Genomic DNA, 24,051 nt, shown 5'->3' with positions numbered 1-24,051 from the left:
GATTAAACGATGAGCAAACCTAAGCGCGAACGGAGCCTCGCCGAGAACGAGGCCAAGGCGGTCGCCCGGATGCTGCGGGTGAGCCCGCAGAAGCTCAACCTGGTCGCCCAGCTCATTCGCGGCCGGAAGGCGGCTGCTGCGCTCGCCAACCTGCAGTTTTCGCGCAAGCGGATCGCGGTTGACGTGAAGAAGTGCCTGGAATCGGCTATCGCCAATGCCGAGAACAACCACGACCTCGACGTCGACGATCTCGTCGTGGCGCAGGCCTTCGTCGGCAACGGCCTCGTGATGAAGCGCTTTGCCGCCCGCGGCCGCGGTCGTTCGGGCCGTGTCTACAAGCCATTTTCGCAGCTGACGATCATTGTTCGTCAGGTCGAAGCCGAAGCAGCAGCGGCTTAAGGGTCGCAGGAGAAAACGATGGGTCAAAAGATCAATCCAATCGGTCTGCGTCTCGGCATCAACCGGACCTGGGATTCCCGCTGGTTCGCCGGCAAGCAGGAATACGGCAAGCTGCTGCACGAGGACGTCAAGATCCGCGAGATCCTGCACAAGGAGCTCAAGCAGGCGGCCGTCGCCCGCATCGTGATCGAGCGTCCGCACAAGAAGTGCCGCGTCACTATCCACTCGGCTCGTCCGGGCGTGGTGATCGGCAAGAAGGGCGCCGACATCGACAAGCTGCGCAAGAAGGTCGCGGACATCACCTCGTCCGACGTCGTCATCAACATCGTCGAGATCCGTAAGCCGGAGCTCGATGCGACGCTGGTGGCCGAGTCGATCGCGCAGCAGCTCGAGCGCCGCGTGGCGTTCCGCCGTGCCATGAAGCGCGCCGTGCAGTCGGCGATGCGTCTCGGCGCGGAAGGCATCCGCATCAACTGCTCGGGCCGTCTGGGCGGCGCAGAAATCGCGCGCATGGAGTGGTACCGCGAAGGTCGCGTGCCGCTGCACACGCTGCGCGCCGACATCGACTACGGCGTTGCGACCGCGTTCACGACCTTCGGCACCTGCGGTGTCAAGGTCTGGATCTTCAAGGGCGAGATCCTCGAGCACGATCCGATGGCCCAGGACAAGAGAATGGCCGAAGGCGAGACCGGCGGCGGTGGTGATCGCGGTGGCCGTGGGCGCCGTGACAACGCTGCGGCCTGACGCCAGCACAGAGAATTTGAGGGCTTGAAGCCATGATGCAACCTAAGAAAACGAAGTTCCGGAAGGCGCATAAGGGCCGTATCCACGGCGTTGCGTCTTCGGGTGCGACGTTGGCCTTCGGCCAGTTCGGCCTGAAGGCGACCGAGCCGGAGCGCGTTACGGCGCGCCAGATCGAAGCCGCTCGCCGCGCGCTGACCCGTCACATGAAGCGCGCCGGCCGCGTCTGGATCCGCGTGTTCCCCGACGTTCCGGTGTCGAAGAAGCCGGCCGAAGTCCGCATGGGCTCCGGCAAGGGTGCTCCGGAACTGTGGGTCGCGCGCGTCAAGCCCGGCCGGGTGCTGTTCGAGATCGACGGCGTCAACACCCAGACGGCGCGTGAAGCGCTGACCCTGGCGGCCGCCAAGCTGCCGATCAAGACGCGCTTTGTCGAGCGCATTGCGGAGTAATGGCCATGGCCCAGATGAAGATCGAAGACATCCGTGCATTGAGCCCTGATCAGCAGGATGACGCCATCCTGAATCTGAAGAAGGAGCGCTTCAACCTGCGCTTCCAGCGCGCCACCGGGCAGCTCGAGAACACCTCGCGCCTGCGCGAGGCTCGCCGTGACATCGCCCGCATCAAGACCGTCGCCGCGCAGAAGCGCGCGAAAGAGAAGTAAGGGGCTTACGAATATGCCGAAACGTACTTTGCAAGGCGTGGTCGTCAGCGACAAGACTGCCAAGACCGTTGTGGTGCGCGTCGATCGCCGCTTCACGCACCCGATCTACAAGAAGACGATCCGCCGTTCGAAGAACTACCACGCGCACGACGAGGACAACCAGTTCAAGCCGGGCGACATGGTGTGGATCGAGGAAACCAAGCCGATTTCGAAGTTGAAGCGCTGGATCGTGATCCGGGGCGAACACAAGAAAAGCGCCTGATCTGTTGGCTTTAGCCGACTGACTTCAGGAAAATGTTGAGCGCCGGCTGGGCTGGCGCAAGAGAGAAGAGGACGAGGTGCATCAATGATTCAGATGCAGACCAACCTCGACGTGGCCGACAATTCTGGCGCACGCCGTGTCATGTGTATCAAGGTGCTCGGAGGCTCCAAGCGCCGCTACGCCACGATCGGAGACATCATCGTCGTCTCGATCAAGGAAGCGATTCCGCGTGGCAAGGTGAAGAAGGGCGACGTGATGAAGGCCGTCGTGGTGCGCGTCCGCAAGGACATCCGCCGCGCCGACGGTTCGGTCATCCGCTTCGACCGCAACGCCGCCGTTCTGATCAACAACCAGTCCGAGCCGGTCGGCACCCGTATCTTCGGGCCCGTGCCGCGCGAGCTGCGCGCGAAGAACCACATGAAGATCATCTCTCTCGCGCCGGAGGTGCTGTGATGGCTGCGAAGATCCGCAAGGGCGACAAGGTCGTCGTGCTGACCGGTCGTGACAAGGGTCGCACCGGCGAAGTATTCGAGGTTCGCCCGGACGCCGGCACGGCGCTGGTGCGCGGTATCAACATGGTCAAGCGTCATCAGAAGCAGACGCAGGCCCAGGAGGGCGGCATCATCTCGAAGGAGTCGCCGATCCAACTGTCCAACATCGCGTTCGTCGGCAAGGATGGAAAGCCGACCCGCGTCGGATTCAAGATTCTGGCGGACGGCAAGAAGGTCCGCATCGCCAAGAGCTCGGGAGCTGAGATCGATGGCTGAGGTCGCTTACACGCCGCGCCTGCGCGCGGAATATGACGCGAAGATCCGGACGGAAATGACCGAGAAGTTCGGTTATGAGAACGTCATGCAGGTTCCGCGTCTGGACAAGGTCGTGCTGAACATGGGCGTTGGCGACTCCGTCAACGACCGTAAGAAGGCCGAGAACGCCGCCGCTGAATTGACGCTGATCGCCGGCCAGAAGGCGATCGTGACCTATTCGCGTATCGCGATCGCGACCTTCAAGCTGCGTGAGAACCAGCCGATCGGCTGCAAGGTCACGCTGCGCAAGGCCCGCATGTACGAGTTCATCGATCGCCTGGTGACGGTCGCGCTGCCGCGCGTCCGCGACTTCCGCGGCCTGAACCCGAAGAGCTTCGACGGCCGCGGCAACTACTCGCTCGGCCTCAAGGAACACATCATTTTCCCCGAGATCGACTTCGACAAGGTCACGGAAGCCCGCGGTATGGACATCACCGTCTGCACCACGGCCAAGACCGACGACGAGGCGAGGGCCTTGTTGACCGCTTTCAATTTCCCGTTCCGGCAGTGAGACGCTGACCTAAAGCCTCTCAAACGCGGATACCCAGGAGCCAAGCATGGCAAAGAAGAGTTCAGTCGAGAAGAACAACCGGCGCAAGCGGATGGCGAAGAACGCCGCCCCGAAGCGCGAGCGGTTGAAGGCGATCATCGCCGACAAGACGCTGCCGATGGAGGAGCGGTTCGCCGCCACCCTGAAGCTTGCGGAAATGCCGCGCAACTCGTCGGCGACCCGCATCCGTCTGCGTTGCGAGCTGTCGGGCCGTTCGCGCTCGAACTACCGCAAGACCAAACTGTCTCGCATCGCGATGCGCGACCTTGGCTCCAAGGGCATGGTCCCGGGCCTCGTGAAGTCCAGCTGGTAAGGAGGGTCGTTTAGATGTCTACGCACGATCCAATCAGCGATCTGATCACCCGTATCCGCAACGCGCAGATGCGTTCGAAGTCCAAGGTCTCCACGCCTGGCTCGAAGATGCGCGAGAACGTGCTCGAGGTCCTCAAGACCGAAGGCTACATCCGCGGTTACGCCACGCTTGAGCATTCCTCGGGCCGCAGCGAGATCGAGATCGAGCTGAAGTATTTCGACGGCGAGCCCGTCATCCGCGAGATCGAACGAGTCTCCAAGCCCGGGCGTCGTGTTTACGCCTCGGTGAAGGCTCTGCCGCGGGTCAACAACGGGCTCGGCATTTCGGTGTTGTCAACGCCGAAGGGGATCATGGCCGACCACAGCGCGCGCGAAGCGAATGTGGGCGGCGAAGTTCTCTTCACGGTGTTCTGAGAAGGATTGTTGATCCATGTCACGTGTTGGCAAAAGGCCTGTGGCGGTTCCGTCGGGTGTGACCGCGACCGTCGACGGGCAGACCGTCAAGATGAAGGGGCCCAAGGGCCAGCTTCAGTTCGTCGTCCATAACGACGTCGAGGTGAAGCTCGAGAACGGCCAGGTCAAGGTGAACCCGCGGGTCGAGACCAACCGCGCGCGGGCGCTGTACGGTACTGCTCGCGCCCAGGTCGCGAATCTGGTCGAAGGCGTCACCAAGGGCTTCGAGAAGAAGCTCGAAATCACCGGCGTCGGTTACCGCGCCGCGATGCAGGGCAAGAACCTGCAGCTCGCGCTCGGTTACAGCCACGACGTGGTCTACGCGATCCCGGAAGGGATCACGATCACCGTGCCGAAGCCGACTGAGATCACGGTGACCGGCAGCGACATCCAGCGTGTCGGCCAGGTCGCCGCCGAGATTCGCTCCTATCGTCCGCCGGAGCCCTACAAGGGCAAGGGCGTGAAGTATGTTGGCGAATTCATCTTCCGCAAGGAAGGCAAGAAGAAGTAACGGAGCCGGTCATGTCCAAAGCCAAGGTTACCAATGCCCGGCGCAAGCGGAGTGTGCGGCTGAAGCTGCGCCGCTCCGGTGGCGGTCGTCCGCGTCTGTCGGTGTTTCGCTCGTCCAAGCACATCTACGCCCAGGTCATCGACGACCTGAAGGGCGAGACGCTGGCCTCTGCCTCGTCGCTCGAGAAGTCGATGCGCGACGGCGGCAAGACCGGCGCCGACATCGATGCGGCGAAGGCGGTCGGCAAGCTGCTGGCCGAGCGCGCCGCCGAGAAGGGCGTCAAGGAAGTCGTGTTCGATCGCGGCAGCTACCTCTACCACGGGCGCGTCAAGGCACTGGCCGACGCTGCGCGTGAGAGCGGGCTGAGCTTCTAACAGAATTTGAGGAGTGAGGCGCAAGCCTCTGAAGGATTGGAAAAATGGCAGAACGCGAACAACGTGGTGGACGCGATCAACGCGGCGGCGGCGGACGTGAACGCCGGGAGGAGCGCGACAGCGAGTTCGTCGACAAGCTCGTCCACATCAATCGCGTGGCAAAGGTCGTCAAGGGCGGCAAGCGCTTCGGTTTCGCAGCGCTTGTCGTGATCGGCGACCAGAAGGGCCGCGCCGGCTTCGGTCACGGCAAGGCGCGCGAAGTGCCTGAGGCGATCCGCAAGGCGACTGAATCCGCCAAGCGCAACCTGACCCGCGTGTCGCTGCGCGAGGGCCGTACGCTGCATCACGACATCGCCGGCCGTCATGGCGCGGGCCGTGTCTACCTGCGTGCTGCTCCGGCCGGTACCGGCATCATCGCCGGCGGCCCGATGCGCGCCGTGTTCGAGACGCTCGGCGTCCAGGACGTGGTCGCGAAGTCGATCGGCTCGTCGAACCCCTACAACATGGTTCGCGCAACCTTCGACGCGCTGAAGCATCAGGATTCGCCGCGTTCGGTCGCAGCCCGCCGCAATATCAAGGTGTCCACCCTCCAGTCCCGCCGTATCGGCGGTGACGCCGAGGCGGCTGCCGACTAACGGAAGCTTTTCGGAGTAGACTCCCATGGCCAAGGCAGCAAAGACGATCAAGCTCGAGCAGACCGGCAGCGCGATCCGCCGCCATCACTCGCAGCGTTCGACGCTGATCGGACTCAAGCTCAACAAGATCGGCCGCACCAGCGAACTGCCGGACACCCCGGCGGTTCGTGGCATGATCGAGAAGGTTCACCATCTCGTTCGCATCGTCGACGAGAAGTAAGCAAAGGCGCAGGATCCCGAAAAGCGGGCACCCGTTTTCGGTGAAGATCATGCGCAAGAAACAAGGAGCAGGGCGATGAAGCTCAGCGATATCGCCGACAACGCCGGCTCGCGCAAGAAGCGTATGCGCATCGGCCGTGGCATTGGTTCGGGCAAAGGCAAGCAGTCCGGCCGCGGTGGCAAGGGCCAGACCGCGCGTTCGGGCGTGCGCATCAAGGGTTTCGAAGGCGGCCAGATGCCGATGCATCGCCGTCTGCCCAAGCGCGGCTTCAACAACATCTTCCGCGTCGAGTTCGCCGAGATCAATCTCGACCGGCTCCAGGAAGCGGTCGATGCCAAGAAGATCGACGCCGGCAGCGTCGTGAACGTCGAGGCCCTGGTGAAGGGCGGCGTGCTGCGCCGCGCCAAGGCCGGCGTGCGGCTGCTCGGCCGCGGCGAGCTCAAGTCCAAGCTCAACATCGAAGTGCACGGCGCCACGAAGACCGCGATCGCCGCGGTCGAGAAGGCCGGCGGTTCGGTGAAGATCCTCGCCCCTGCCAAGGAAGAAGGCGAGGCGGCGTAACAACTGCGTCATTGGCCCGCGGCTCGCGGGCCTTTACGCGTGTGGGACGTGGACTTATCGAAGCCGAGCCCCAGATAATGTCCGGCGTCCGCTAGAGTAGCCCGGCCGCGGGCATGACGGCGCAATAGGCGGCGGGAGAAAGTCCAAGATGGCCTCTGCAGCGGAACAACTGGCAGCCAATCTCAATTTCGGTGCGTTTGCCAAGGCTGACGAACTGAAGAAGCGCATCTGGTTCACCTTGGGTGCGCTGCTCGTTTATCGGCTCGGGACCTACATCCCGCTGCCCGGCATCGATCCCAACATCTGGGAACAGGTGTTCCGGTCCCAGGCGGGCGGCATCCTCGGCATGTTCAACATGTTCGCCGGCGGCGGCATCCACCGTATGGCGATCTTCGCGCTGAACATCATGCCGTATATCTCGGCCTCGATCATCATCCAGCTCCTCACCACCGTCTCGCCGCAGCTCGAGGCGCTGAAGAAGGAAGGTGAGTCCGGCCGCAAGCTGCTGAACCAGTACACCCGCTATCTCACCGTGATCTTGGCCGCGTTCCAGTCCTATGGCATCGCGGTGGGCCTCGAAGGCGCCGGCAACGTCGTCAGCGACCCCGGCATGTTCTTCCGCCTGTCCACGGCGATCACGCTGACCGGTGGCACCATGTTCCTGATGTGGCTGGGTGAGCAGATCACCTCGCGCGGCATCGGCAACGGCATCTCGCTGATCATTCTCGCCGGCATCGTCGCCGAGCTGCCCGCGGCGCTCGCCAACATGCTCGAGCTCGGCCGTCAGGGCGCCATGTCGACCGGCCTCATCCTGGTCGTCATCATCATGGCGGTCGCCGTGATCGCCTTCATCGTGTTCATGGAGCGCGCGCAGCGCCGGCTGCTGATCCAGTATCCGAAGCGCCAGGTCGGCAACAAGATGTTCGAGGGCCAGTCCTCGCATCTGCCGCTCAAGCTCAACACCTCGGGCGTGATCCCGCCGATCTTCGCGTCCTCGCTGCTGCTGCTGCCGACCACGGTTGCCAACTTCAACGCCGGCAGCGGGCCGGAATGGTTCCAGTGGATCACGACCCAGCTCGGCCACGGCCGTCCGCTGTTCCTGATCATGTATCTCGCGCTGATCGTGTTCTTCGCGTTCTTCTACACCGCGATCGTGTTCAACCCGACCGAGACCGCGGACAATCTGAAGAAGCATGGCGGCTTCATTCCGGGCATCCGTCCGGGCGAGCGCACCGCGGAATATATCGACTACGTGCTGTCGCGCATCACCGTGCTCGGCGCGATTTATCTGGCGATCGTCTGCTTGATCCCGGAAATCCTGATCTCCTACGCCTCGGTGCCGTTCTACTTCGGCGGCACCTCGCTGCTGATCGTCGTCAGCGTCACCATGGACACGGTGGCGCAGGTGCAGGGCTATCTGCTGGCGCATCAGTATGAGGGCCTGATCCGGAAGTCGAAGCTGCGCGGCCGCCGCCGCTAAGCGCGGCGTTCCCCAAGGGCGGCGCGACAGCGCCGCCGATTCGCCGCGCGAGCAACGCACGGCGCCCGCCGAGGCGACCAGTCAGCCATTCCAAGACATCGGCAGAGCTGCTCTCCCTGCGACGCAATCACTGATTTCAAAGGCCTTCTTGGCGTCCTGGCATTTGCTCCCCTATGATATGGGTAGCGGTGCGACGCCGATTATGATTTGCACTGTCATTGGACTTCAAACACAGGTGCGCGACGTATCGCTCACCAATCCGGGGGGCGTACGCCGATGAGAATTATACTTCTGGGACCGCCGGGGTCGGGCAAGGGGACCCAGGCGCAACTGCTGGTGCAGCGCTATGGCATCGTCCAGCTCTCGACCGGAGAGATGCTGCGCGCGGCCGTTGCGGCGGGAACGCCGGTCGGGCTGAAGGCCGAGGAGATCATGGCCAGCGGCGGCCTCGTGCCCGACGAGATCGTGGTGGGAATCATCTCCGACCGCATCGACCAGCCGGACGCCAAGAACGGTTTCATCCTCGACGGCTTCCCGCGCACCGTGCCGCAGGCCGAGGCGCTGGATGAGCTGCTCAAGCACAAGCATCTCAAGCTCGATGCCGTGGTCGAGCTCCGCGTGAACGAGAGCGCGCTGCTGAGTCGCGTCGAGACCCGCGTCGCCCAGATGCGGGAGCGCGGGGAGGAGGTCCGGGTCGACGACACCCCGGAAGTCCTGACCAAGCGACTCGCCAGCTACCGCAGCCAGACGGAACCCCTGATTCACTACTATTCCGAGCGGCGGAAGCTCTCGACCATCGACGGCATGATGGCCATCGACGAGGTCACCCGCGCGATTCATCGCCAGCTTCTGGCGCTGGGGGCGGTCGAACCCAAGTCGCATGGCAAGGCCCAAGCGCGCAGCGCGGCCAAGTCGACGCCCGCCAAGAAAGGTGCCAAGAAGGCCAAGGTAGCCAAAAAACCGGCGGAAACCGCCAAAAAGGCGGCTAAATCCGCTAAAAAGGCCGCCAAGAAGGCCGCAAAGGGCACCAAGAAGGGGGCCAAGAAAACGACCAAGAAAACGGTCAAAAAGGCAGCCAAAACGACCGCCAAGAAGGCCGTCAAAAAAGGTGCCAAAAAGGCCGCAAAAAAGGTCACGAAAAAGCGAGCTAAGCGCTAGCAGCGGTTGACGAAAGCCCCCTGAATCCCCTAATAAGCCCCGCATCCAAGTCGGATAGTTTCAAACGATGCCGGGCCCCAGGAAGACCAGGGGTGGGCGTCGTGTTCGCGTTTGTGAACACCTGCCCGAGAAACCAAGCACTTAAAGCCTGATTCCTGACGAGGGATCGGCAACAGGAGAGAAGGCCGTGGCCCGTATTGCCGGCGTGAACATTCCGACCAACAAGCGCGTGCTGATCGCGCTCCAGTACATCCATGGCATCGGCCAGAAGATCGCTGGTGAGATCCTGGAGAAGGTGAAGATCCCCGAGGATCGTCGCGTCAACCAGCTCAGCGATGCCGAAGTGCTCCAGATCCGCGAAGTGATCGACCGCGACTATCTCGTCGAGGGCGACCTGCGTCGTGAGGTCGGCGTCAACATCAAGCGTCTGATGGACCTCGGCTGCTATCGCGGCCTGCGTCATCGTCGTGGCCTGCCGGTGCGCGGTCAGCGTACCCACACCAATGCGCGTACGCGCAAGGGTCCGGCCAAGGCCATCGCCGGCAAGAAGAAGTAAGTTTTCGAATCCAATCGCGGCGTGTGGCGAAAGGGGAGACCCGTTCGCCACGCGCCTTTCGTTCCACAGGTGTAGCCGCTGGCATTACGGCGGCGTTTGAGATCTTCAGGAAAGGTACTCTATGGGCAAGGAAGCCACCCGCGTTCGTCGTCGTGAGCGCAAGAACATCGCCTCCGGCGTCGCGCACGTGAACTCGTCGTTCAACAACACGACCATCACCATCACCGACGCGCAGGGCAACACGATTGCCTGGTCCTCCGCCGGCACGATGGGCTTCAAGGGTTCGCGCAAGTCGACCCCGTACGCCGCGCAGGTTGCCGCCGAGGACGTGTCGAAGAAGGCGCAGGAGCACGGCATGCGCACGCTGGAAGTCGAAGTCGCCGGTCCCGGTTCGGGCCGCGAGTCGGCGCTCCGTGCGCTTCAGGCCGCGGGCTTCACCGTCACCTCGATCCGCGACGTGACCACGATCCCGCACAACGGTTGCCGTCCCCGCAAGCGTCGGCGCGTTTGATACCAAGTTGCGGGCGCATTGGTCGCCCGCAATGACTTTTTGCAAAGCCGCGCGAATGATCCGCGGCCTTTCTCCAACGCCAGTGTCTGCACTAGCAGTTTGACTGGCCTGTATGGGTGAAACAGTGACGATCCAGAAAAATTGGCAAGAACTGATTCGGCCGAACAAGCTCCAGATCCAGCCCGGCAGCGATTCGACCCGTTTCGCGACCATCGTTGCCGAACCGCTCGAGCGCGGCTTCGGCCAGACGCTCGGCAACGCGCTGCGCCGTATCCTGCTCTCCTCGCTCCAGGGCGCGGCGGTGCAGTCGGTGCACATCGACGGCGTGCTGCACGAGTTCTCCTCGATCGCGGGCGTCCGTGAAGACGTCACCGACATCGTGCTCAACATCAAGGACATCTCGATCAAGATGCAGGGCGAAGGCCCCAAGCGCATGGTCGTGAAGAAGCAGGGCCCGGGCGTCGTCACCGCCGGCGACATCCAGACCGTGGGCGACGTGGTCGTGCTCAACCCCGACCTGCAGATCTGCACGCTCGACGAGGGCGCCGAGATCCGCATGGAGTTCACGGTCGCCACCGGCAAGGGCTACGTGCCCGCCGAGCGCAACCGTCCCGAGGACGCGCCGATCGGACTGATCCCGGTCGACAGCCTGTACTCGCCGGTCCGCAAGGTCTCCTACAAGGTCGAGAACACCCGTGAGGGCCAGATCCTCGACTACGACAAGCTGACCATGACGATCGAGACCAACGGCGCGCTGACGCCGGATGACTCGGTGGCTTATGCCGCCCGCATCCTGCAGGATCAGCTCAACGTGTTCGTCAACTTCGAAGAGCCGCGCAAGGAAGTCGCCCAGGAGATCATCCCGGACCTCGCCTTCAACCCGGCCTTCCTCAAGAAGGTGGACGAGCTCGAGCTGTCGGTTCGTTCGGCCAACTGCTTGAAGAACGACAACATCGTCTACATCGGCGACCTCGTGCAGAAGTCGGAAGCCGAAATGCTCCGCACCCCGAACTTCGGCCGCAAGTCGCTGAACGAGATCAAGGAAGTGCTGGCCCAGATGGGTCTGCATCTCGGCATGGAAGTGCCGGGCTGGCCGCCGGAGAACATCGACGAGCTCGCCAAGCGCTTCGAGGATCACTACTGAGCGCAGCATGATCCCGGAAAAGTGCGAAGCGGTTTTCCGATAAGGATCATGCTCAAACAAGAAAGCGAAAGCGCAACGCGCTTTCGCGGGCGAACGCAGGCAGCCCACCTGAGCAACATGTCCGACGAACCGTCGCGGCAGTTTCAAACTAAGGAATAGTTACATGCGTCACGGCAAGGTTCATCGGAAGCTCAACCGCACTGCCGAGCATCGCCGCGCGATGTTCGCCAATATGTGCGCCGCGCTGATCAAGCACGAGCAGATCGTCACCACGCTGCCCAAGGCCAAGGAGCTCCGTCCGATCGTCGAGAAGCTCGTCACGCTCGGCAAGAAGGGCGGCCTGTCCATGCGTCGCCAGGCCATCTCCGAGATGCGCGACAAGGATCAGGTCAGGAAGCTGTTCGACGTGCTGGCGCCCCGCTACAAGGACCGCCAGGGCGGCTACACCCGCATCATCAAGGCCGGCTTCCGCTACGGCGACAACGCCGCAATGGCCGTGATCGAGTTCGTCGACCGCGACGTCGATGCCAAGGGCCAGGACTCCGGTCCGGTGCAGGAGAAGGAAGCCGAGGCGGCGTAAGCCGGCCGGTACCTCAAGTTTTCAGAAAGCGGCGCCCCTGGGCGCCGCTTTTTTGTATGGCGCGGCGATATCTCATGCCGCGCATCGTCTGGTGAACGCGATTCCGGCCGGGGGGCTGTCGATGAGAATTGTGCTTGGGATCGCGCTGGCGCTGTTGATGTCGCCGGCCTCTGGCGAGACGCTGGTCGAACGCGGTGCCTATCTCGTCAACAGCGTGATGGTCTGCCACAACTGCCACACGCCGCGCGGGCCGCAGGGCCTCGATCTCTCGCGCGCGCTCGCGGGCGGCAGCCAGGTCTTTGACGAGCCTGCCTTCAAGGTTACCGGCTCCAACATCACGCCGGACAAGGACACCGGCATCGGCAACTGGAGCGATGCCGAGCTGAAGCGGTTTCTGGTCAGCGGTAACAGGCCGAACGGGACCAAGGTCGCGCCGATCATGCCGACCGCGTTCTACACGGTGCTCACGGCCCGGGATCTCGATGCGCTTACCGCTTACCTGCGCTCAGTCCCCGCAGTGCGCCACGAAACCCCTGCGCCGGAATACAGGATCGCGCTGAAACTGGAAGCGCCGACCTATGCCGGCAAGCAAGCGACCGAGGCCGATCTCTCCGACAAGCTCGCGCGCGGCCGCTATCTCCTGACGATCGCCCATTGCCCGGAATGCCACACGCCGGAGGGCCCGTCCGCCGTGCATGATTTCGCGGGTGCGAGCGGCAAGGGTGGCCGGACGTTCAAGGGGCCGTGGGGCGAATCCATCTCCCCGAATATCACCGCGGATCCCGCGGCCGGCCTGGGCGGCTGGAGCGACGACGAAATCAAACGTGCGATTACGCAAGGCATCGCGCGCGATGGCCACAAGCTCAAGCCGCCGATGGCCTATGCTGCCTATGCCAGCATGACGGCGCAGGACCTCGATGCCATCGTCGCGTTTCTCAGGACGCTACCGCCGCGGCAATAGTGCCGTAGGGCGGGCAAAGGTGCGCTCTTCGCGCGCCGTGCCCACCATTTCGCTTTCAACTCGTGTCGAAAAGGTGGGCACGCTTCCGCCTTCGATCTTCGAGCTACGGCGGACAAATCGCTTTGTGCCACCCTACGATTTCGCAGTTGTGGCGATTGAAGCGGCGTGCGCTGGACACGATATCCGCTTCAGCAACAATGGAGACGATTCATGAAGATCGACCTTTCCGGAAAGACCGCCCTCGTGACCGGCTCCACCGCCGGCATCGGCCACGCCATCGCAAGAGGTCTCGCCGCGTCCGGCGCGAGCGTGGTCATCAACGGTCGCGGCCAGGACAAGGTCGATGCCACCGTGCGCAAGCTGGAAGGGGCAGGCGTCAAGGTCCGCGGCATCGCCGCCGACGTCTCGACCGCTTCGGGCTGCAAGGCGCTTGTGGCGGCGCTGCCGGAGGTCGACATCCTCATCAACAACGCCGGCATCTTCGAGCCAAAAGACTTCTTCGAGATCCCTGACGAGGACTGGAGCCGCTTCTTCGAGGTCAACGTCATGAGCGGCGTGCGGCTGTCGCGCGCCTATATGAAGGGCATGCTCAAGCGCAACTGGGGCCGCATCGTCTTCATCTCATCGGAGTCCGGGCTCAACATTCCCGTCGAGATGATCCACTACGGCATGAGCAAGACGGCCCAGCTCTCGGTCGCCCGCGGCCTGGCGCAGCTCACCCGCGGCACCGGCGTCACCGTCAATTCCGTGCTGCCGGGTCCGACCATGTCGGAGGGCGTCGAGACCTTCGTGAAGGATCTCGCCAAGCAGAATGGCCAGTCGGTCGATGAAGCCGCGGCCAATTTCGTCAAGCAGCATCGCCCGAGCTCGCTGATCCAGCGCTTCGCCAGCGTCGACGAAATCGCCAACATGGTGGTCTATGTCGCGTCGAAGGAAGCGTCCGCGACCAACGGTGCGGCGCTGCGCGCCGAAGGCGGTATCGTTAACACGATCGCCTGAGACTACGCGAAGGCATGGCACCGGAAGCGTGGCACCGTAGGGTGGGCAAAGCGACTTGTCCGCCGTAGCTCGAAGAGCGAAGGCGGAAGCGTGCCCACCACTTTTGTCGCACCCGTTGCGAGATGGTGGGCACGGCGCGAGCGCGCCTTTGCCCACCTTACGCAGCTTCGCCCTAACGTTGTGACTGCTACCACCCCTCCAACACGATCTTCCCGCGCGACTTGCCGCTTTCGAGCAGCGCATGCGCGCGCTTGAGGTTGGCCGCGTTGATCGTGCCAAAGGTCTGGTCGAGCGTGGTGCGCAGCACGCCCTTGTCGATGAGGTCGGAGACGTCGTTGAGCAGATGATGCTGCGCGATCATGTCGGGCGTCTGGAAAGAGGAGCGCGTGAACATCGATTCCCAGTGTACCGAGATCGCCTTGCCCTTGAAGGTGCTCACGGCGAACTCCGGGGGATCGTCGATCAGGCCGAACCGACCCTGCGGCGCCATGAACTGCGGATTCCGATTTATTCCGGCCGGGTATTCCGACTTGAAGCCGGCCATCGTTCCGATTTGAAGCCGGCCACGATTCCGAAATGAAACCGGCCGGCATTCCGATTTGAAGCCGGCCGGGTTTTGGAAGTCGGCGTTTTCGTTTGGGTCAGTCCTTCAGGCATCAAGTCCCTCGTTGATCCACGAGGGGAAGCGGATGCCGGCCAAGAGAGAACTGACCATGCGACAGATACGACAGATGCTGCGGCTTGCCCGTGATGGGGTGAGCGCCCGGGAGATCGGGCGCACGCTCGGGGTGGCGCGCAGCACGATCCAGGACAATCTCAAGCGTGCCTCGACTGCCGGGCTGGCGTGGCCTTTGGCGGGCGATCTGACCGACGCCGTTCTTGAACAACGTCTGTTTGCCCATGCCGGCGTCAGGCGCGGCTTCCGCCGGCGCCGGGAGCCGGATTGGGCCTCGCTGGCCTGTGAGCTGAAGCGGCCTGGCGTCAATCTGATGGTGCTGTGGGAGGAGTACCGGGCGGTCCATCCGGAAGGTTATGGCTACAGCCGGTTCTGCGATTTATTCCGGGAATTCGAGCGGCGGCTGTCTCCGACGATGCGGCAGGACCATCCGGCCGGCGACAAGGTCTTTGTCGATTACTCCGGCAAGAAGATCATGATCGTTGATCGCGCAACCGGGGTTGTGCGCGACGCGGAGATCTTCGTCGCCGTGCTTGGCGCCTCGAATTACACCTACGCCGAGGCGACCTGGACGCAGACACTTCCGGACTGGATCGAGGCTCATGTCCGAATGTTCCGGTTCTTTGGCGGGGTGCCACGCCTCGTCGTCCCTGACAATCTGAAGTCCGGCGTGCACCGGGCGTCGTTCTACGACCCCGAAATCAATCGCAGCTACGGGATGATGGCGTCCCATTACGGCGTTGGCATCCTTCCGGCACGGCCAAGAAAGCCCCGGGATAAGGCAAAAGTGGAAGCCGGAGTGCGTTTTGCCTGCATGTTTCGCGGGATCGTGAGCACGGATTTCAGGGGATCGTGAGCAGCTTTTCAGCAACTCAGCCCGCTTCGGCCGACAACTCAACCGGCTTAGGAACTGCCTCGTCAGTGAACGAGGAAGGCCGATGCCCACCCAGAGATTGTCGATGCGCCGGATCAAAGAGGTTCTCCGCTTAAAACATGTTCAAGGCTTGCCGGAGCGAGCCATCGCGCGCACCTTGGGCATCAGCAACGGCGCCGTGCACAGCTATCTACGCCGAGCCGGGGCTGCCGGGCTGAACTGGCCGTTGCCGGCCGGAATGAGCGACGAGGACCTGGAGCTGCTGCTTTTCCCGGCGCCGAGGCCTGCGTCGCAGAGCCCCCAGCGGGCCGTTCCCGACTGGGGCTATGTCGACAAGGAGCTGCGCCGACGCAACGTGACCCGTCGGCTGCTGTGGGACGAGTATCGCGCCACCCATCCCGATGGCTTCGGCTACACCTGGTTCTGCACGACGTACGAGGCCTGGAAGGGGCGAGCCCGGCCTTCGATGCGGCAGACGCATCTGGGCGGCGAGAAGGTTTTCGTGGATTTCGCCGGCGACACCATCGACGTCATCGATCCCTCAAACGGGGAAGTGCAGTCGATGAAGCTGTTCGTCGCGGCGATGGGCGCCTCCAACTATACCTATGCCGAGGCCTGTCCAAGCGAGGGGCTCGCCGACTGGATCCGGGTCCACATCAATCTTTTCGCCTTCCTCGGCGGCGTGCCGACATTCGTAGTCTGCGACAATCTCAAGGCCGCCGTCACCAATCCCGACCGCCACGATCCCGGCCTCAACCGAACCTATGCCGAGATGGCGAGCCATTACGGCACGGCCATTCTCGCAGCCCGGCCGCGGCGCCCAAAAGATAAGGCAAAGGTCGAAGTTGCGGTGCAAGTCGCCCAGCGATGGATTCTGGCGCGGCTGCGCAACCAACGCTTCTTTTCGTTGGCGGAGCTGAACGCAGCCATCAAAACACTCGTCGTCGAACTCAATGCAAGGCAGATGCGCGACTTTGGCGCCAGTCGCGCCGAACTGTTCGCCGAGCTCGACAAGCCCAAGCTTACAAAGCTGCCGGACCAGGCTTACGCTTTCGCACGCTGGAAGCGATGCCGGATCGGCCCCGACTATCATATCGAGATCGATGGACACTGGTATTCCGCGCCGTATCGGCTCATCCGTGAGCTTGTCGACGCACGCATCGATGACAGAACGGTCGAGATCTTCCACAACGGCCGCAGGATCGCCAGCCACGCCCGCGCGCCCAACCGGCGGGGCCACACCACCATCGCCGACCATATGCCCAGCGCCCATCGGCGCTACGGTCAATGGACGCCCGCCGGAGTGATCGTCGCCGGCGAGCGGATCGGTCCGTCGACCGCCGCCTTCTTCCAGGCCGTGATCGCGGCCCGGCCGCATCCCGAGCAAGGCTTTCGCACCTGCCTCGGCATTCTGTCACTGGTCAAAAGCTACAGCGCGGAGCGCGTCGAAGCGGCCTGCCGGCGCGGCATTCTGATCAAGGCGCGATCCGTCGCCTCGATCCGCTCCATCCTCCAGAACGGTCTGGATCGTACCTTTCTCGACGAGCCCTCCGAACACCAACCCCTGCGCCACGGCAACATCCGCGGCCGCGATTATTTTCACTGAAGCCAAGGAGACCTGTATGCTCAACCATCCCACCCACGAACGCCTGATCGAGCTCGGCTTGAGCGGCATGGCCAAGGCCTTCGAGGAGCAGCGACGATCGCCTGATCTCGAAGCCTTGCCGTTCGAAGATCGCATCGGCCTGCTGGTCGACCGGGAAGCGGCGGAACGCGACACCAGGCGGCTCACCACGCGCCTCAAGCTGGCCTCGCTCCGCCAGAATGCCTGCGTGGAGGACGTCGATTTGCGCACGCCGCGGGGTATCGACCGGGCCGTCTTCGCCAAGCTCGCCAGCGGCGACTGGATCGATCGCCACGAGAATTTGCTCATAACCGGGGCGACCGGATTGGGCAAAAGTTGGTTAGCCTGTGCCCTCGGCCACAAGGCCTGCCGAGATAATCGCTCGGTCCTCTATCACCGCGTCCCAAGATTGTTCGAAGCGTTGGGGCTCGCGCGGGGCGATGGACGTTATGCCCGCTTGCTCAAAACCCTTGGCCGCGCCCAGGTTCTGATTTTGGATGATTGGGGATTGTCGGTGCTCACCGCTGCCGAGCGGCGCGATCTACTGGAAATCCTTGACGATCGCCATGGCCGCTCCTCCACCATCGTAACCAGCCAACTCCCTGTGGACACATGGCACGAAGTTATCGGAGATCCCACGCTAGGCGACGCGATTCTGGATCGCCTCGTCCACAACGCTCACCGCCTCCAGCTTGCTGGCGAAAGCATGCGAAAACGCAACGCCAAAACCATCACCCTTGACGAGCAGCCAGAACGCTGACCCTATCACCGCCTCGGCCGGAGCGAGGCTGCTCACGATCGTCTGAATTCGGCGCTCATGATCGCGCGAAATCGCTGCTCACGATCACTGAAATATGCATTTTGCCCAGACCTATATCCTCGGGCGGCTTCGCCGGCAGACCTTCTTCTCGCTGGCTGAGGCGAATGCGGCAATCGCCGCCGCGCTGGAGCGCATCAACGCCCACGTCATGCGCCGGATCGGCGTCAGCCGCCGACAATTGTTCGAGACCGTCGAGATGCAGCCTGTCCTGGCGCCGTTGCCGGATGCCGACTATCAGTTCGCGGAATGGCTCCTGGCCCGCGTCTCGCTCGATTATCACGTCGAGGTCGACGGCTTCTTCTACTCAGTTCCACACGGCCTGATCCGGGAGCAGGTCGACGTTCGCGCCACCACCCGGACCATCGAGTTGTTCCATCGGGGTTTGCGTGTTGCTGCTCACCAGCGCCGTTATGGCGGCCGCCGGCACGGCACTGATCCCGATCACATGCCCAGTGCGCATCGGCGTTACGCCGAGTGGACTCCCGATCGATTCCGGCGCTGGGGGCGGTCGATCGGGCCCAACACCGAGGGGCTCGTTCTCGCCATCCTGGCCAATCGGCCTCATCCCGAACAGGGATTCCGGACCTGTCTCGGCGTGCTTCGGCTGTTCAAGGATATTGATCCCGAACGCGCCGAGCTGATCGCGGCCCGCGCGGTCGCGGTCAGCGCACTGACCTACAAGAGCATCGCCTCCATCATCGCCAACAAGCTCGAACGCAGTTCTCGCGATACCGAGGACGCGATCATCGAACATCCCAATCTGCGCGGCCCCGGTTACTTCCATTGAAAGGATTATCCAGCATGCTCACCCATCCCACCCTCGACCTGCTGCATAGCCTTGGTCTCCACGGTATGGCCAAAGGCTTCAAGGACCTCGATGCCCAGTCCGAAGCGCGCAGCCTCGAACACGCCGAATGGCTGGCGTTGCTCCTGGAACACGAGAAAACGCTGCGCCAGCAAAAGCGGTTCGAAAGCAGAGCTCGAGCCGCCAAGCTGCGTCATGCCGCCTGCGTCGAGGATGTCGATTACCGCGCTATCCGCGGCCTCGACCGCACGCTCTTTCTAGAGCGTTTTCCGATCACGTTGCGTCGTAACCAGCCGCGACGAGATAATTTTGACATTCCTCGGGTGAGAAGCGTTTGAGAGCGTTGGCGATTGCTTGCCAGAGATCGGGCATGGTGCGGGCTGCGGCGGCCCGCAACAGCGCTTTCAGTTTGGAGAAGGCCATTTCAATCGGGTTGAAGTCTGGACTGTAGGGCGGAAGATAGAGCAGGCTAGCTCCGACCGCCTGGATGGCCTCTCGAACGCCATGGACCTTGTGAGCGGGCAAGTTGTCCATGATAACGGTATCGCCCGGCCGCAGCGATGGGGCGAGCAATTGCTCGACGTAGGCCAGGAAAGCGTCGCCATCCATTGGACCGTCCAGAACAAGCGGCGCGATCAGACCGTCGGAGCGCAATCCAGCGGTGAACGTCGTCGTCTTCCAATGTCCGTGTGGGATAGCTGCACGACATCGCTCGCCGCGTGGCGAGCGCCCGTAACGCCGCGCCATTTTGGTGTTGGCGCTGGTTTCGTCGATGAAGACGAGACGCTCAGGGTCAAGGTCGATTTGCCCTTCGAACCACTCCTCACGTGCGGCATTTATATCGCCGCGCCGTTGCTCGGCGGCGTGCGCTGTCTTTTTTTAAGTGTGATCTTTCTGCGCTGGAAAAAACGCCAGAGCGACGCGATGCCAGTCGATATTCCATGACGTTTCAACAGTTCTCGCAACTCGGCAAGCGTGATATCCGGCCTCGCTGTCACCGCCTCCAGAATCAATTGCGAATGCGCTTCGATGCGCTGCGATTTGCGGTCACCGCCCTGGCGTTTAGGAACGATGTCGCCAACTTTCTTGAGGCGAGCGCGCCAGCGGATCGCACTGGCCGCGCTGACACCAAAGCGCTCAGCAGCCTGTCGACAGGACATGCCACCGTCAATCGCGGCTACCACCCTTTGGCGAAGATCAACCGAAAGCGCCCTGGCCATACATGCTGGCCTCCCTCGCCAGCATGCAGCTTGAATCTGACTCGCGCCGTTTTGGGAATCTGGAGGGTTCTGTGAGGTCGCGCTCACGCGAGGGCGCGGCAGGCGCTTATGACGCGACCTCATTGAAGCCGGATTGAACGAAGGCGCGGGAGGCTATTCGCGGTTTTGCAGCTATGGGGATTGTTCGAGATCGCCATGCCCGATCTGCTGGCTCGGCGCGTGAGGCAGAGACACAGGAGTGCGCATCCTGGAAGAGTTGAGATCAGACGCGCTTCGCCTGAGATCGCGATAGGCCTTTTGCTGCATCGGACGGTTGTTGTCGCGCAGTGTGACAGCACGGATTCGACATCGTCCGCGATGATCGAGACGCTGGGAGCGAAATGACGAATGATGATCGTCGTGCACGACATGACTTGGCTCACGATGTGTCGCATCGGAACGGTGATGTTCGAGGGCTGGGGCGTCTGAAGCTATGTCGAAAGCGCTCAATGATGCGCATGACGCCACCACAATCGGGACAGGCAGGAACCTCGGCCCAGGTTTGAGCCTCCGAATCCACAGGCGACGGCTGGCCATCGTTTGGGGCTGTTCGCTCATGATCGAGAAGTTCGCGGCAAAGGGCGAGCTTGGCAGCGCGATGGCGGTTGGCCATGAAGCCGAAGTGGCGGATGCGGTGGAAGCCGTCAGGCGGCGTATGAAGCAGGAAACGGCGAATGAACTCATCGGGCTTGAGATTCATGATCTTTGTCGCGCTGTTTTGGCGATAGTCCTTCCATGAGAAGGCGACATGATCGTCGTCGAGTGCGACGAGCCGGCTGTTGGCGATCGCGACGCGATGGGTGTAGCGGCCGAGATAGGCCAGGACCTGTGCGGGTCCGCCGAAGGGCCGCTTGGCGTAAACAACCCAGTTGATGCGTCGCATGGCGTCGAGGTGGGCCGCAAAGGCAGCCGGCTCGGCCAGAGCTCCGAGATCGCCGAAGAAACGCAAGGCACCGGAGTTGAAGGCTGCCGACAGACGTTTGAGAAAAAGTGTGCGAAATAGTCTGGACAACGGTTTGACGGCCAGGAAGAAGTTCGGTCGGCAAGCGGTCCAGCGCGCGCCATCGGGCGAGAGGCCGCCACCCGGAACGACGCAATGGACGTGGGGATGATGCATCAGCGTCTGTCCCCAGGTGTGGAGGACGGCGACGCCGCCGATCGCACCGCCGAGCCGGCGTGGATTGGCGGCGAGCGTCGTCATCGCCTCGGCGGCAGCCTTGAACAGGATGGCATAGACGACGGCCTTGTTCTGGAAAGCGATCGCGGCGATCGGTGCGGGAAGTGTAAAGACGACGTGGAAATAGGGAACCGGAAGCAGGTCGGCTTGACGCGCGGCGAGCCACGCGGCTCGGGCTCTCCCCTGACACTTCGGACAGTGCCGATTGCGGCAGGAATTATAGGCAACGCGTGTCGTGCCGCAGTCGTCGCAAGCCTGCATGTGGCCGCCGAGCGCCTCGGTCCGGCACGCAACGATCGCGCTCATCACGCGCCGCTCGACCCGCCCCAGATGACCGGCATGTACACGGCGATAGGCGTCGCCATGCCGGCGCAGAATATCGGCAATCTCGATGGCGGGCCTGTTGGAGCGGATGTCGGAGCGGGTCATGACCCGCATCCCGCTGCGGGTCATCCAGGTGGCGTCACCTCCAGCGACAGGCGATCGAGCGGGCTCTGCGTCGCTCGGATCGTATCGGTGGCGACCTGCGTGTAGCGCGCTGTCGACGACAAATTATTGTGCCCGAGCAAGACCTGGATGATCCGGATATCGGTTCCGTTCTCGAGAAGATGTGTCGCGAAGCTGTGGCGCAGCGTGTGCAGCGTGACGCGCTTGGTCAGGCCCGCAGCCTTCACCGCCGACCGGCAGGCGGCATGCAGCACGGTCTGATCGATCGGATGATCTTCGTCACGACCAGGGAACAGATAAAGCCGCGGCCGGGCGAGCCGCCAGTAGGTGCGCAGGATGCCCAGCAGCTGGGGCGACAGCATCACGTTGCGATCCTTCGCGCCCTTGCCGTGGCGCACCTGGATGACGCCGCGGGCGCTGTCGATGTCTTCGATCCGCAGTCCCGCAACCTCCGAGGCCCTGAGCCCGGCCGCATAGGCGGTGGTGAGCGCGGCGCGGCTCTTCAGGCTCGATACCGCTTCAAGAAACTGAACCACTTCGTCGGCGCTGAGAACGACCGGCAGCTTGCGCGGTTCTCGCGCATAGGGAATGCGCTCTGGGATGAGCGCCTCGCCGAGCGTGACGCCGTAGAAAAACCGTAGCGCACAGACGATCTGGTTCAGCGCCGGCCATGAGATGCCGGTCGAGACCAAATGCACCTGGAAGGCGCGGACGTCTTCCAGCTCTAAGAGTCTGTCCGGAAAGATTACCTTGGATTGCATAGCTTTCGCAGCATGAGTCGGATGGAGGCCAGCTTGAGAAAGGCGAGCGCCCTGTGATTGAAGCATTCCCAATCTTTGGACAGTCTTCGGCATCGCCCGAGCCAGGCAAAGGTACGCTCGACGATCCAGCGTTTGGGCAAGACGACGAAACGGTGAGCCTGATCGGAGCGTTTGACGATTTCGAGGTTCACGCGCTTCAGAGCGCTACGCAGCCCCTTCTGGAAATGTGGCCCTTGATATCCGCCGTCGGCGTAGAGCTTCAGAAGAAAGGGATAGAGGCCGAACAACGTTGCCATCAGGAGCACGCCGCCGTCGCGATCCTGGATGTCCGCCGCATGCACGATGGCGTGCATCAAGAGGCCTTGCGTGTCGACGAGAATGTGCCGCTTCTTGCCCTTGATCTTCTTGCCCGCGTCGTAGCCATGGAGATCATGAGGCCCCCTTTTTCAGCGCTTTTCACGCTCTGGCTATCGATGATGGCGGCGGTGGGAGAAGCCTCGCGCTCGGCCCTTTCGCGACATTCGACATAGAGGGCGTGATGAATTTTATCGAGCGTGCCGTTCCAGCTCCACAGATCGAAGTAGCCATACAGCGTCGAGCGCGGCGGCAGGTCCTTGGGGATCGCGCGCCACTGGCAACCTGTGCTCAGGATGTACATCAGCCCGTTGGCAATCTCGCGCAGGTCCACCGTACGCTTGTTGCCGCCGCGCTTGGCCGGCGGGATGCGAGGCGCGATCAGCGCCCACTCCTCGTCGGTCAAGTCGCTCGGATAGCGCAGGCGGCTGCGGTCGTAGCGTGCACGGTTCTCGGTAGTCCACATTGGCGGCGCGTCCCCATCGAATCAGGCCGCTCACCTTGAATCACAACCGATTCATTCGACTCAACATGTTTTGGAACAGACACTAACCGGTCAGGCGATCGGCCAAAATAGCGGCTGAACTTCGAAACCGCGCTGATGTAGGATCTTTGCGTCGCCGGCGACAGATTGCGGACGGTCATGTCTTCGATCATGCGGCGGCGAAGAGGGCTCAAATCGGCCATCTCGATACTCCTGTCTGAGGGGGTGGGCTCCAACACCCACATCCTCTCAGCCAGGAGGCGATCTATGCCACCTTGCCCCCTACGCCGCGGCAGCGGCTTCGTTCAATCCCCACCCGATTCTTTCCGGTCGGAAAATGCTCTAAAACTCGCCGCTGGCGACTGGATCCGGGCACGACATAATCTCCTTGTTACCGGGCCGTGCGGCGTCGGCAAGAGCTGGCTCGCTTGTGCCCTCGGCAACAAGGCTTGCCGAGACGACTTCTCAGTTGCCTACCATCGTGTGCCGCGTCTCTTCGCCGCTCTCGCACTCGGCCGCGCCGATGGCCGCTATACCAAGATGCTGCGGGCGATCGCACGACTTGATCTGCTGATCCTGGACGACTGGGGACCAGAACCTCTCGACGCCGACCAGCGCCGTGATTTGCTCGAAATCGTCGAGGATCGATACGAAGCCCGCTCGATTATCGTCACCAGCCAGCTGCCCGTCGATCGCTGGTACGAAATCATCGGCAACCCCACCATCGCCGACGCGATTCTCGATCGCCTCGTCCACAATGCCTACCGCATCGAACTCAAAGGAGAGAGCCTCAGGAAGCAGAAGCAACCCGCTCAAGATCAACCGGTCTCTTGACCTTCCCAGCCCTCGACGACATCATGAAATTGACCCATGCGAACGACGCCACGGGTGGCCGG

Annotated in this window: 30 protein-coding genes and 5 pseudogenes; 29 read left to right on the top strand and 6 right to left on the bottom strand. The window is 62.7% G+C overall.

Annotated features, from left to right (window positions below):
• Positions 1-9 precede the first annotated feature (9 nt).
• The 23 genes from rplV to HAP41_RS30890 all read left to right on the top strand — a co-directional run bounded on the left by rplV (position 10) and on the right by HAP41_RS30890 (position 13,874).
• Complete coding sequence (gene rplV / locus HAP41_RS31000) at positions 10-399, top strand: 50S ribosomal protein L22 (RefSeq protein WP_166092879.1); 390 nt, start codon at positions 10-12, stop codon at positions 397-399.
• 18 nt (positions 400-417) lie between these two features.
• Positions 418-1,143 (top strand): 30S ribosomal protein S3, encoded by a 726-nt coding sequence (gene rpsC / locus HAP41_RS30995; RefSeq protein WP_063982580.1) that lies wholly within the window; start codon positions 418-420, stop codon positions 1,141-1,143.
• 32 nt (positions 1,144-1,175) lie between these two features.
• Positions 1,176-1,589: a 50S ribosomal protein L16 gene (rplP, locus tag HAP41_RS30990; RefSeq protein WP_063982581.1), complete on the top strand. Its 414-nt coding sequence runs from the start codon at positions 1,176-1,178 to the stop codon at positions 1,587-1,589.
• A gap of 5 nt (positions 1,590-1,594) precedes the next feature.
• Positions 1,595-1,801 (top strand): 50S ribosomal protein L29, encoded by a 207-nt coding sequence (rpmC, locus tag HAP41_RS30985; RefSeq protein WP_063986292.1) that lies wholly within the window; start codon positions 1,595-1,597, stop codon positions 1,799-1,801.
• Positions 1,802-1,814: 13 nt separating this feature from the next.
• Positions 1,815-2,063: a 30S ribosomal protein S17 gene (gene rpsQ / locus HAP41_RS30980; protein WP_063982582.1), complete on the top strand. Its 249-nt coding sequence runs from the start codon at positions 1,815-1,817 to the stop codon at positions 2,061-2,063.
• A gap of 84 nt (positions 2,064-2,147) precedes the next feature.
• Positions 2,148-2,516: a 50S ribosomal protein L14 gene (gene rplN / locus HAP41_RS30975; RefSeq protein ID WP_007603030.1), complete on the top strand. Its 369-nt coding sequence runs from the start codon at positions 2,148-2,150 to the stop codon at positions 2,514-2,516.
• The gene (rplX, locus tag HAP41_RS30970; RefSeq protein ID WP_063982583.1) at positions 2,516-2,830 is read left to right on the top strand and encodes a 50S ribosomal protein L24; all 315 of its coding nucleotides are present in this window, start codon (positions 2,516-2,518) and stop codon (positions 2,828-2,830) included. Before rplN ends, rplX begins: the two co-directional genes overlap by 1 nt.
• Entirely contained in the window at positions 2,823-3,380 is a 558-nt protein-coding gene (gene rplE / locus HAP41_RS30965) for a 50S ribosomal protein L5 (protein WP_063982584.1), read from the top strand. Before rplX ends, rplE begins: the two co-directional genes overlap by 8 nt.
• 46 nt (positions 3,381-3,426) lie before the next feature.
• Positions 3,427-3,732 carry a 30S ribosomal protein S14 gene (gene rpsN / locus HAP41_RS30960; RefSeq protein ID WP_063982585.1) on the top strand — a complete coding sequence of 102 codons (306 nt, stop codon included), beginning with the start codon at positions 3,427-3,429 and terminating at the stop codon, positions 3,730-3,732.
• A 14-nt stretch (positions 3,733-3,746) separates the two neighbouring features.
• Positions 3,747-4,145 (top strand): 30S ribosomal protein S8, encoded by a 399-nt coding sequence (gene rpsH / locus HAP41_RS30955; protein WP_008136338.1) that lies wholly within the window; start codon positions 3,747-3,749, stop codon positions 4,143-4,145.
• A gap of 16 nt (positions 4,146-4,161) precedes the next feature.
• Entirely contained in the window at positions 4,162-4,695 is a 534-nt protein-coding gene (gene rplF, locus HAP41_RS30950) for a 50S ribosomal protein L6 (RefSeq protein ID WP_063982587.1), read from the top strand.
• An 11-nt stretch (positions 4,696-4,706) separates the two neighbouring features.
• Positions 4,707-5,069, top strand: coding sequence for a 50S ribosomal protein L18 (gene rplR, locus HAP41_RS30945; RefSeq protein ID WP_007603036.1), 363 nt, complete (start codon positions 4,707-4,709; stop codon positions 5,067-5,069).
• Positions 5,070-5,113: 44 nt separating this feature from the next.
• Positions 5,114-5,704 carry a 30S ribosomal protein S5 gene (gene rpsE / locus HAP41_RS30940; RefSeq protein WP_028152981.1) on the top strand — a complete coding sequence of 197 codons (591 nt, stop codon included), beginning with the start codon at positions 5,114-5,116 and terminating at the stop codon, positions 5,702-5,704.
• 25 nt (positions 5,705-5,729) lie between these two features.
• Positions 5,730-5,924 carry a 50S ribosomal protein L30 gene (gene rpmD, locus HAP41_RS30935; RefSeq protein ID WP_011088137.1) on the top strand — a complete coding sequence of 65 codons (195 nt, stop codon included), beginning with the start codon at positions 5,730-5,732 and terminating at the stop codon, positions 5,922-5,924.
• 75 nt (positions 5,925-5,999) lie between these two features.
• The gene (gene rplO / locus HAP41_RS30930; protein ID WP_166092927.1) at positions 6,000-6,485 is read left to right on the top strand and encodes a 50S ribosomal protein L15; all 486 of its coding nucleotides are present in this window, start codon (positions 6,000-6,002) and stop codon (positions 6,483-6,485) included.
• Positions 6,486-6,633: 148 nt separating this feature from the next.
• Positions 6,634-7,965 carry a preprotein translocase subunit SecY gene (secY, locus tag HAP41_RS30925; protein ID WP_028152980.1) on the top strand — a complete coding sequence of 444 codons (1,332 nt, stop codon included), beginning with the start codon at positions 6,634-6,636 and terminating at the stop codon, positions 7,963-7,965.
• 276 nt (positions 7,966-8,241) lie between these two features.
• Positions 8,242-9,123 (top strand): adenylate kinase, encoded by an 882-nt coding sequence (locus HAP41_RS30920; protein ID WP_166105681.1) that lies wholly within the window; start codon positions 8,242-8,244, stop codon positions 9,121-9,123.
• Between the two features lie 187 nt (positions 9,124-9,310).
• Positions 9,311-9,679 (top strand): 30S ribosomal protein S13, encoded by a 369-nt coding sequence (gene rpsM / locus HAP41_RS30915; RefSeq protein WP_166092936.1) that lies wholly within the window; start codon positions 9,311-9,313, stop codon positions 9,677-9,679.
• A gap of 121 nt (positions 9,680-9,800) precedes the next feature.
• Positions 9,801-10,190 carry a 30S ribosomal protein S11 gene (gene rpsK, locus HAP41_RS30910; protein ID WP_007603045.1) on the top strand — a complete coding sequence of 130 codons (390 nt, stop codon included), beginning with the start codon at positions 9,801-9,803 and terminating at the stop codon, positions 10,188-10,190.
• Between the two features lie 112 nt (positions 10,191-10,302).
• A complete protein-coding gene (locus tag HAP41_RS30905; protein WP_038942308.1) occupies positions 10,303-11,334 on the top strand; it encodes a DNA-directed RNA polymerase subunit alpha in 1,032 nt (343 codons plus the stop codon).
• Between the two features lie 163 nt (positions 11,335-11,497).
• A complete protein-coding gene (gene rplQ / locus HAP41_RS30900) occupies positions 11,498-11,914 on the top strand; it encodes a 50S ribosomal protein L17 (protein ID WP_166092978.1) in 417 nt (138 codons plus the stop codon).
• Positions 11,915-12,035: 121 nt separating this feature from the next.
• Positions 12,036-12,875, top strand: coding sequence for a c-type cytochrome (locus HAP41_RS30895; protein ID WP_166092983.1), 840 nt, complete (start codon positions 12,036-12,038; stop codon positions 12,873-12,875).
• 210 nt (positions 12,876-13,085) lie between these two features.
• A complete protein-coding gene (locus HAP41_RS30890) occupies positions 13,086-13,874 on the top strand; it encodes an SDR family NAD(P)-dependent oxidoreductase (RefSeq protein WP_166092992.1) in 789 nt (262 codons plus the stop codon).
• A gap of 187 nt (positions 13,875-14,061) precedes the next feature.
• Here the strand turns inward: HAP41_RS30890 and HAP41_RS30885 are convergent.
• Positions 14,062-14,367 (bottom strand): annotated as a pseudogene (locus HAP41_RS30885) (zinc-binding dehydrogenase); the annotation flags it as partial.
• Between the two features lie 196 nt (positions 14,368-14,563).
• Here HAP41_RS30885 and istA (HAP41_RS30880) point away from each other — a divergent pair.
• The 5 genes and pseudogenes from istA (HAP41_RS30880) to HAP41_RS30860 form a co-directional block, all read left to right on the top strand.
• A complete protein-coding gene (gene istA / locus HAP41_RS30880) occupies positions 14,564-15,406 on the top strand; it encodes an IS21 family transposase (RefSeq protein ID WP_224580692.1) in 843 nt (280 codons plus the stop codon).
• Between the two features lie 82 nt (positions 15,407-15,488).
• Positions 15,489-17,030: an IS21 family transposase gene (gene istA, locus HAP41_RS30875; RefSeq protein WP_166065845.1), complete on the top strand. Its 1,542-nt coding sequence runs from the start codon at positions 15,489-15,491 to the stop codon at positions 17,028-17,030.
• Between the two features lie 16 nt (positions 17,031-17,046).
• Positions 17,047-17,808 (top strand): IS21-like element helper ATPase IstB, encoded by a 762-nt coding sequence (gene istB, locus HAP41_RS30870; protein WP_166063422.1) that lies wholly within the window; start codon positions 17,047-17,049, stop codon positions 17,806-17,808.
• Between the two features lie 94 nt (positions 17,809-17,902).
• Positions 17,903-18,655, top strand: coding sequence for a Mu transposase domain-containing protein (locus HAP41_RS30865; protein ID WP_224580693.1), 753 nt, complete (start codon positions 17,903-17,905; stop codon positions 18,653-18,655).
• 14 nt (positions 18,656-18,669) lie between these two features.
• Positions 18,670-18,936: pseudogene (locus tag HAP41_RS30860) on the top strand (ATP-binding protein); the annotation flags it as partial.
• A gap of 10 nt (positions 18,937-18,946) precedes the next feature.
• On the opposite strand, the gene HAP41_RS30855 reads toward HAP41_RS30860, so the two are convergent.
• From HAP41_RS30855 to HAP41_RS30835, 5 genes and pseudogenes are all read right to left on the bottom strand, one after another.
• Positions 18,947-19,893 (bottom strand): IS630 family transposase gene (locus tag HAP41_RS30855; protein WP_166055883.1). Its coding sequence is split into 2 segments (ribosomal slippage): positions 18,947-19,554 and positions 19,554-19,893, totalling 948 coding nucleotides; the frame shifts between segments, so codons are not numbered across the junction.
• A gap of 418 nt (positions 19,894-20,311) precedes the next feature.
• Complete coding sequence (locus HAP41_RS30850; RefSeq protein WP_166053869.1) at positions 20,312-21,538, bottom strand: IS91 family transposase; 1,227 nt, start codon at positions 21,536-21,538, stop codon at positions 20,312-20,314.
• A gap of 20 nt (positions 21,539-21,558) precedes the next feature.
• Positions 21,559-22,317, bottom strand: coding sequence for a tyrosine-type recombinase/integrase (locus HAP41_RS30845; protein ID WP_166093020.1), 759 nt, complete (start codon positions 22,315-22,317; stop codon positions 21,559-21,561).
• Positions 22,302-23,137, bottom strand: a pseudogene (locus HAP41_RS30840) (IS5 family transposase). The gene HAP41_RS30845 and the pseudogene HAP41_RS30840 overlap by 16 nt, the downstream one beginning before the upstream one ends.
• Before the next feature lie 83 nt (positions 23,138-23,220).
• Positions 23,221-23,358 (bottom strand): annotated as a pseudogene (locus tag HAP41_RS30835) (phage integrase N-terminal SAM-like domain-containing protein); the annotation flags it as partial.
• A gap of 139 nt (positions 23,359-23,497) precedes the next feature.
• Between HAP41_RS30835 and istB (HAP41_RS30830) the strand changes: the two are divergent.
• Positions 23,498-23,989: pseudogene (gene istB / locus HAP41_RS30830) on the top strand (IS21-like element helper ATPase IstB); the annotation flags it as partial.
• Positions 23,990-24,051: the final 62 nt, after the last annotated feature.

This window comes from Bradyrhizobium barranii subsp. apii (assembly GCF_011516635.5).
GTDB lineage: Bacteria > Pseudomonadota > Alphaproteobacteria > Rhizobiales > Xanthobacteraceae > Bradyrhizobium > Bradyrhizobium barranii.
This window is presented reverse-complemented; position numbering and strand designations above follow the sequence as displayed.

Excerpts from the sequence above, each read along its gene's own strand:
- HAP41_RS30905 (WP_038942308.1), top strand. The coding sequence starts at position 10,303 with ATGGGTGAAACAGTGACGATCCAGAAAAATTGGCAAGAACTGATTCGG.
- rpsE (WP_028152981.1), top strand. The coding sequence starts at position 5,114 with ATGGCAGAACGCGAACAACGTGGTGGACGCGATCAACGCGGCGGCGGC.
- rplE (WP_063982584.1), top strand. The coding sequence starts at position 2,823 with ATGGCTGAGGTCGCTTACACGCCGCGCCTGCGCGCGGAATATGACGCG.
- istA (WP_224580692.1), top strand. The coding sequence starts at position 14,564 with ATGCCGGCCAAGAGAGAACTGACCATGCGACAGATACGACAGATGCTG.
- istB (WP_166063422.1), top strand. The coding sequence starts at position 17,047 with ATGCTCAACCATCCCACCCACGAACGCCTGATCGAGCTCGGCTTGAGC.
- rplQ (WP_166092978.1), top strand. The coding sequence starts at position 11,498 with ATGCGTCACGGCAAGGTTCATCGGAAGCTCAACCGCACTGCCGAGCAT.
- rpmD (WP_011088137.1), top strand. The coding sequence starts at position 5,730 with ATGGCCAAGGCAGCAAAGACGATCAAGCTCGAGCAGACCGGCAGCGCG.
- HAP41_RS30895 (WP_166092983.1), top strand. The coding sequence starts at position 12,036 with ATGAGAATTGTGCTTGGGATCGCGCTGGCGCTGTTGATGTCGCCGGCC.
- rpsQ (WP_063982582.1), top strand. The coding sequence starts at position 1,815 with ATGCCGAAACGTACTTTGCAAGGCGTGGTCGTCAGCGACAAGACTGCC.
- rpmC (WP_063986292.1), top strand. The coding sequence starts at position 1,595 with ATGGCCCAGATGAAGATCGAAGACATCCGTGCATTGAGCCCTGATCAG.
- HAP41_RS30865 (WP_224580693.1), top strand. The coding sequence starts at position 17,903 with ATGCATTTTGCCCAGACCTATATCCTCGGGCGGCTTCGCCGGCAGACC.
- rpsH (WP_008136338.1), top strand. The coding sequence starts at position 3,747 with ATGTCTACGCACGATCCAATCAGCGATCTGATCACCCGTATCCGCAAC.
- rplP (WP_063982581.1), top strand. The coding sequence starts at position 1,176 with ATGATGCAACCTAAGAAAACGAAGTTCCGGAAGGCGCATAAGGGCCGT.
- secY (WP_028152980.1), top strand. The coding sequence starts at position 6,634 with ATGGCCTCTGCAGCGGAACAACTGGCAGCCAATCTCAATTTCGGTGCG.
- rpsN (WP_063982585.1), top strand. The coding sequence starts at position 3,427 with ATGGCAAAGAAGAGTTCAGTCGAGAAGAACAACCGGCGCAAGCGGATG.
- rplX (WP_063982583.1), top strand. The coding sequence starts at position 2,516 with ATGGCTGCGAAGATCCGCAAGGGCGACAAGGTCGTCGTGCTGACCGGT.
- HAP41_RS30850 (WP_166053869.1), bottom strand. The coding sequence starts at position 21,538 with ATGACCCGCTCCGACATCCGCTCCAACAGGCCCGCCATCGAGATTGCC.
- rplV (WP_166092879.1), top strand. The coding sequence starts at position 10 with ATGAGCAAACCTAAGCGCGAACGGAGCCTCGCCGAGAACGAGGCCAAG.
- rplF (WP_063982587.1), top strand. The coding sequence starts at position 4,162 with ATGTCACGTGTTGGCAAAAGGCCTGTGGCGGTTCCGTCGGGTGTGACC.
- rplO (WP_166092927.1), top strand. The coding sequence starts at position 6,000 with ATGAAGCTCAGCGATATCGCCGACAACGCCGGCTCGCGCAAGAAGCGT.
- istA (WP_166065845.1), top strand. The coding sequence starts at position 15,489 with ATGCCCACCCAGAGATTGTCGATGCGCCGGATCAAAGAGGTTCTCCGC.
- HAP41_RS30845 (WP_166093020.1), bottom strand. The coding sequence starts at position 22,317 with ATGCAATCCAAGGTAATCTTTCCGGACAGACTCTTAGAGCTGGAAGAC.
- HAP41_RS30890 (WP_166092992.1), top strand. The coding sequence starts at position 13,086 with ATGAAGATCGACCTTTCCGGAAAGACCGCCCTCGTGACCGGCTCCACC.
- rpsK (WP_007603045.1), top strand. The coding sequence starts at position 9,801 with ATGGGCAAGGAAGCCACCCGCGTTCGTCGTCGTGAGCGCAAGAACATC.
- rplN (WP_007603030.1), top strand. The coding sequence starts at position 2,148 with ATGATTCAGATGCAGACCAACCTCGACGTGGCCGACAATTCTGGCGCA.
- HAP41_RS30920 (WP_166105681.1), top strand. The coding sequence starts at position 8,242 with ATGAGAATTATACTTCTGGGACCGCCGGGGTCGGGCAAGGGGACCCAG.
- rplR (WP_007603036.1), top strand. The coding sequence starts at position 4,707 with ATGTCCAAAGCCAAGGTTACCAATGCCCGGCGCAAGCGGAGTGTGCGG.
- rpsC (WP_063982580.1), top strand. The coding sequence starts at position 418 with ATGGGTCAAAAGATCAATCCAATCGGTCTGCGTCTCGGCATCAACCGG.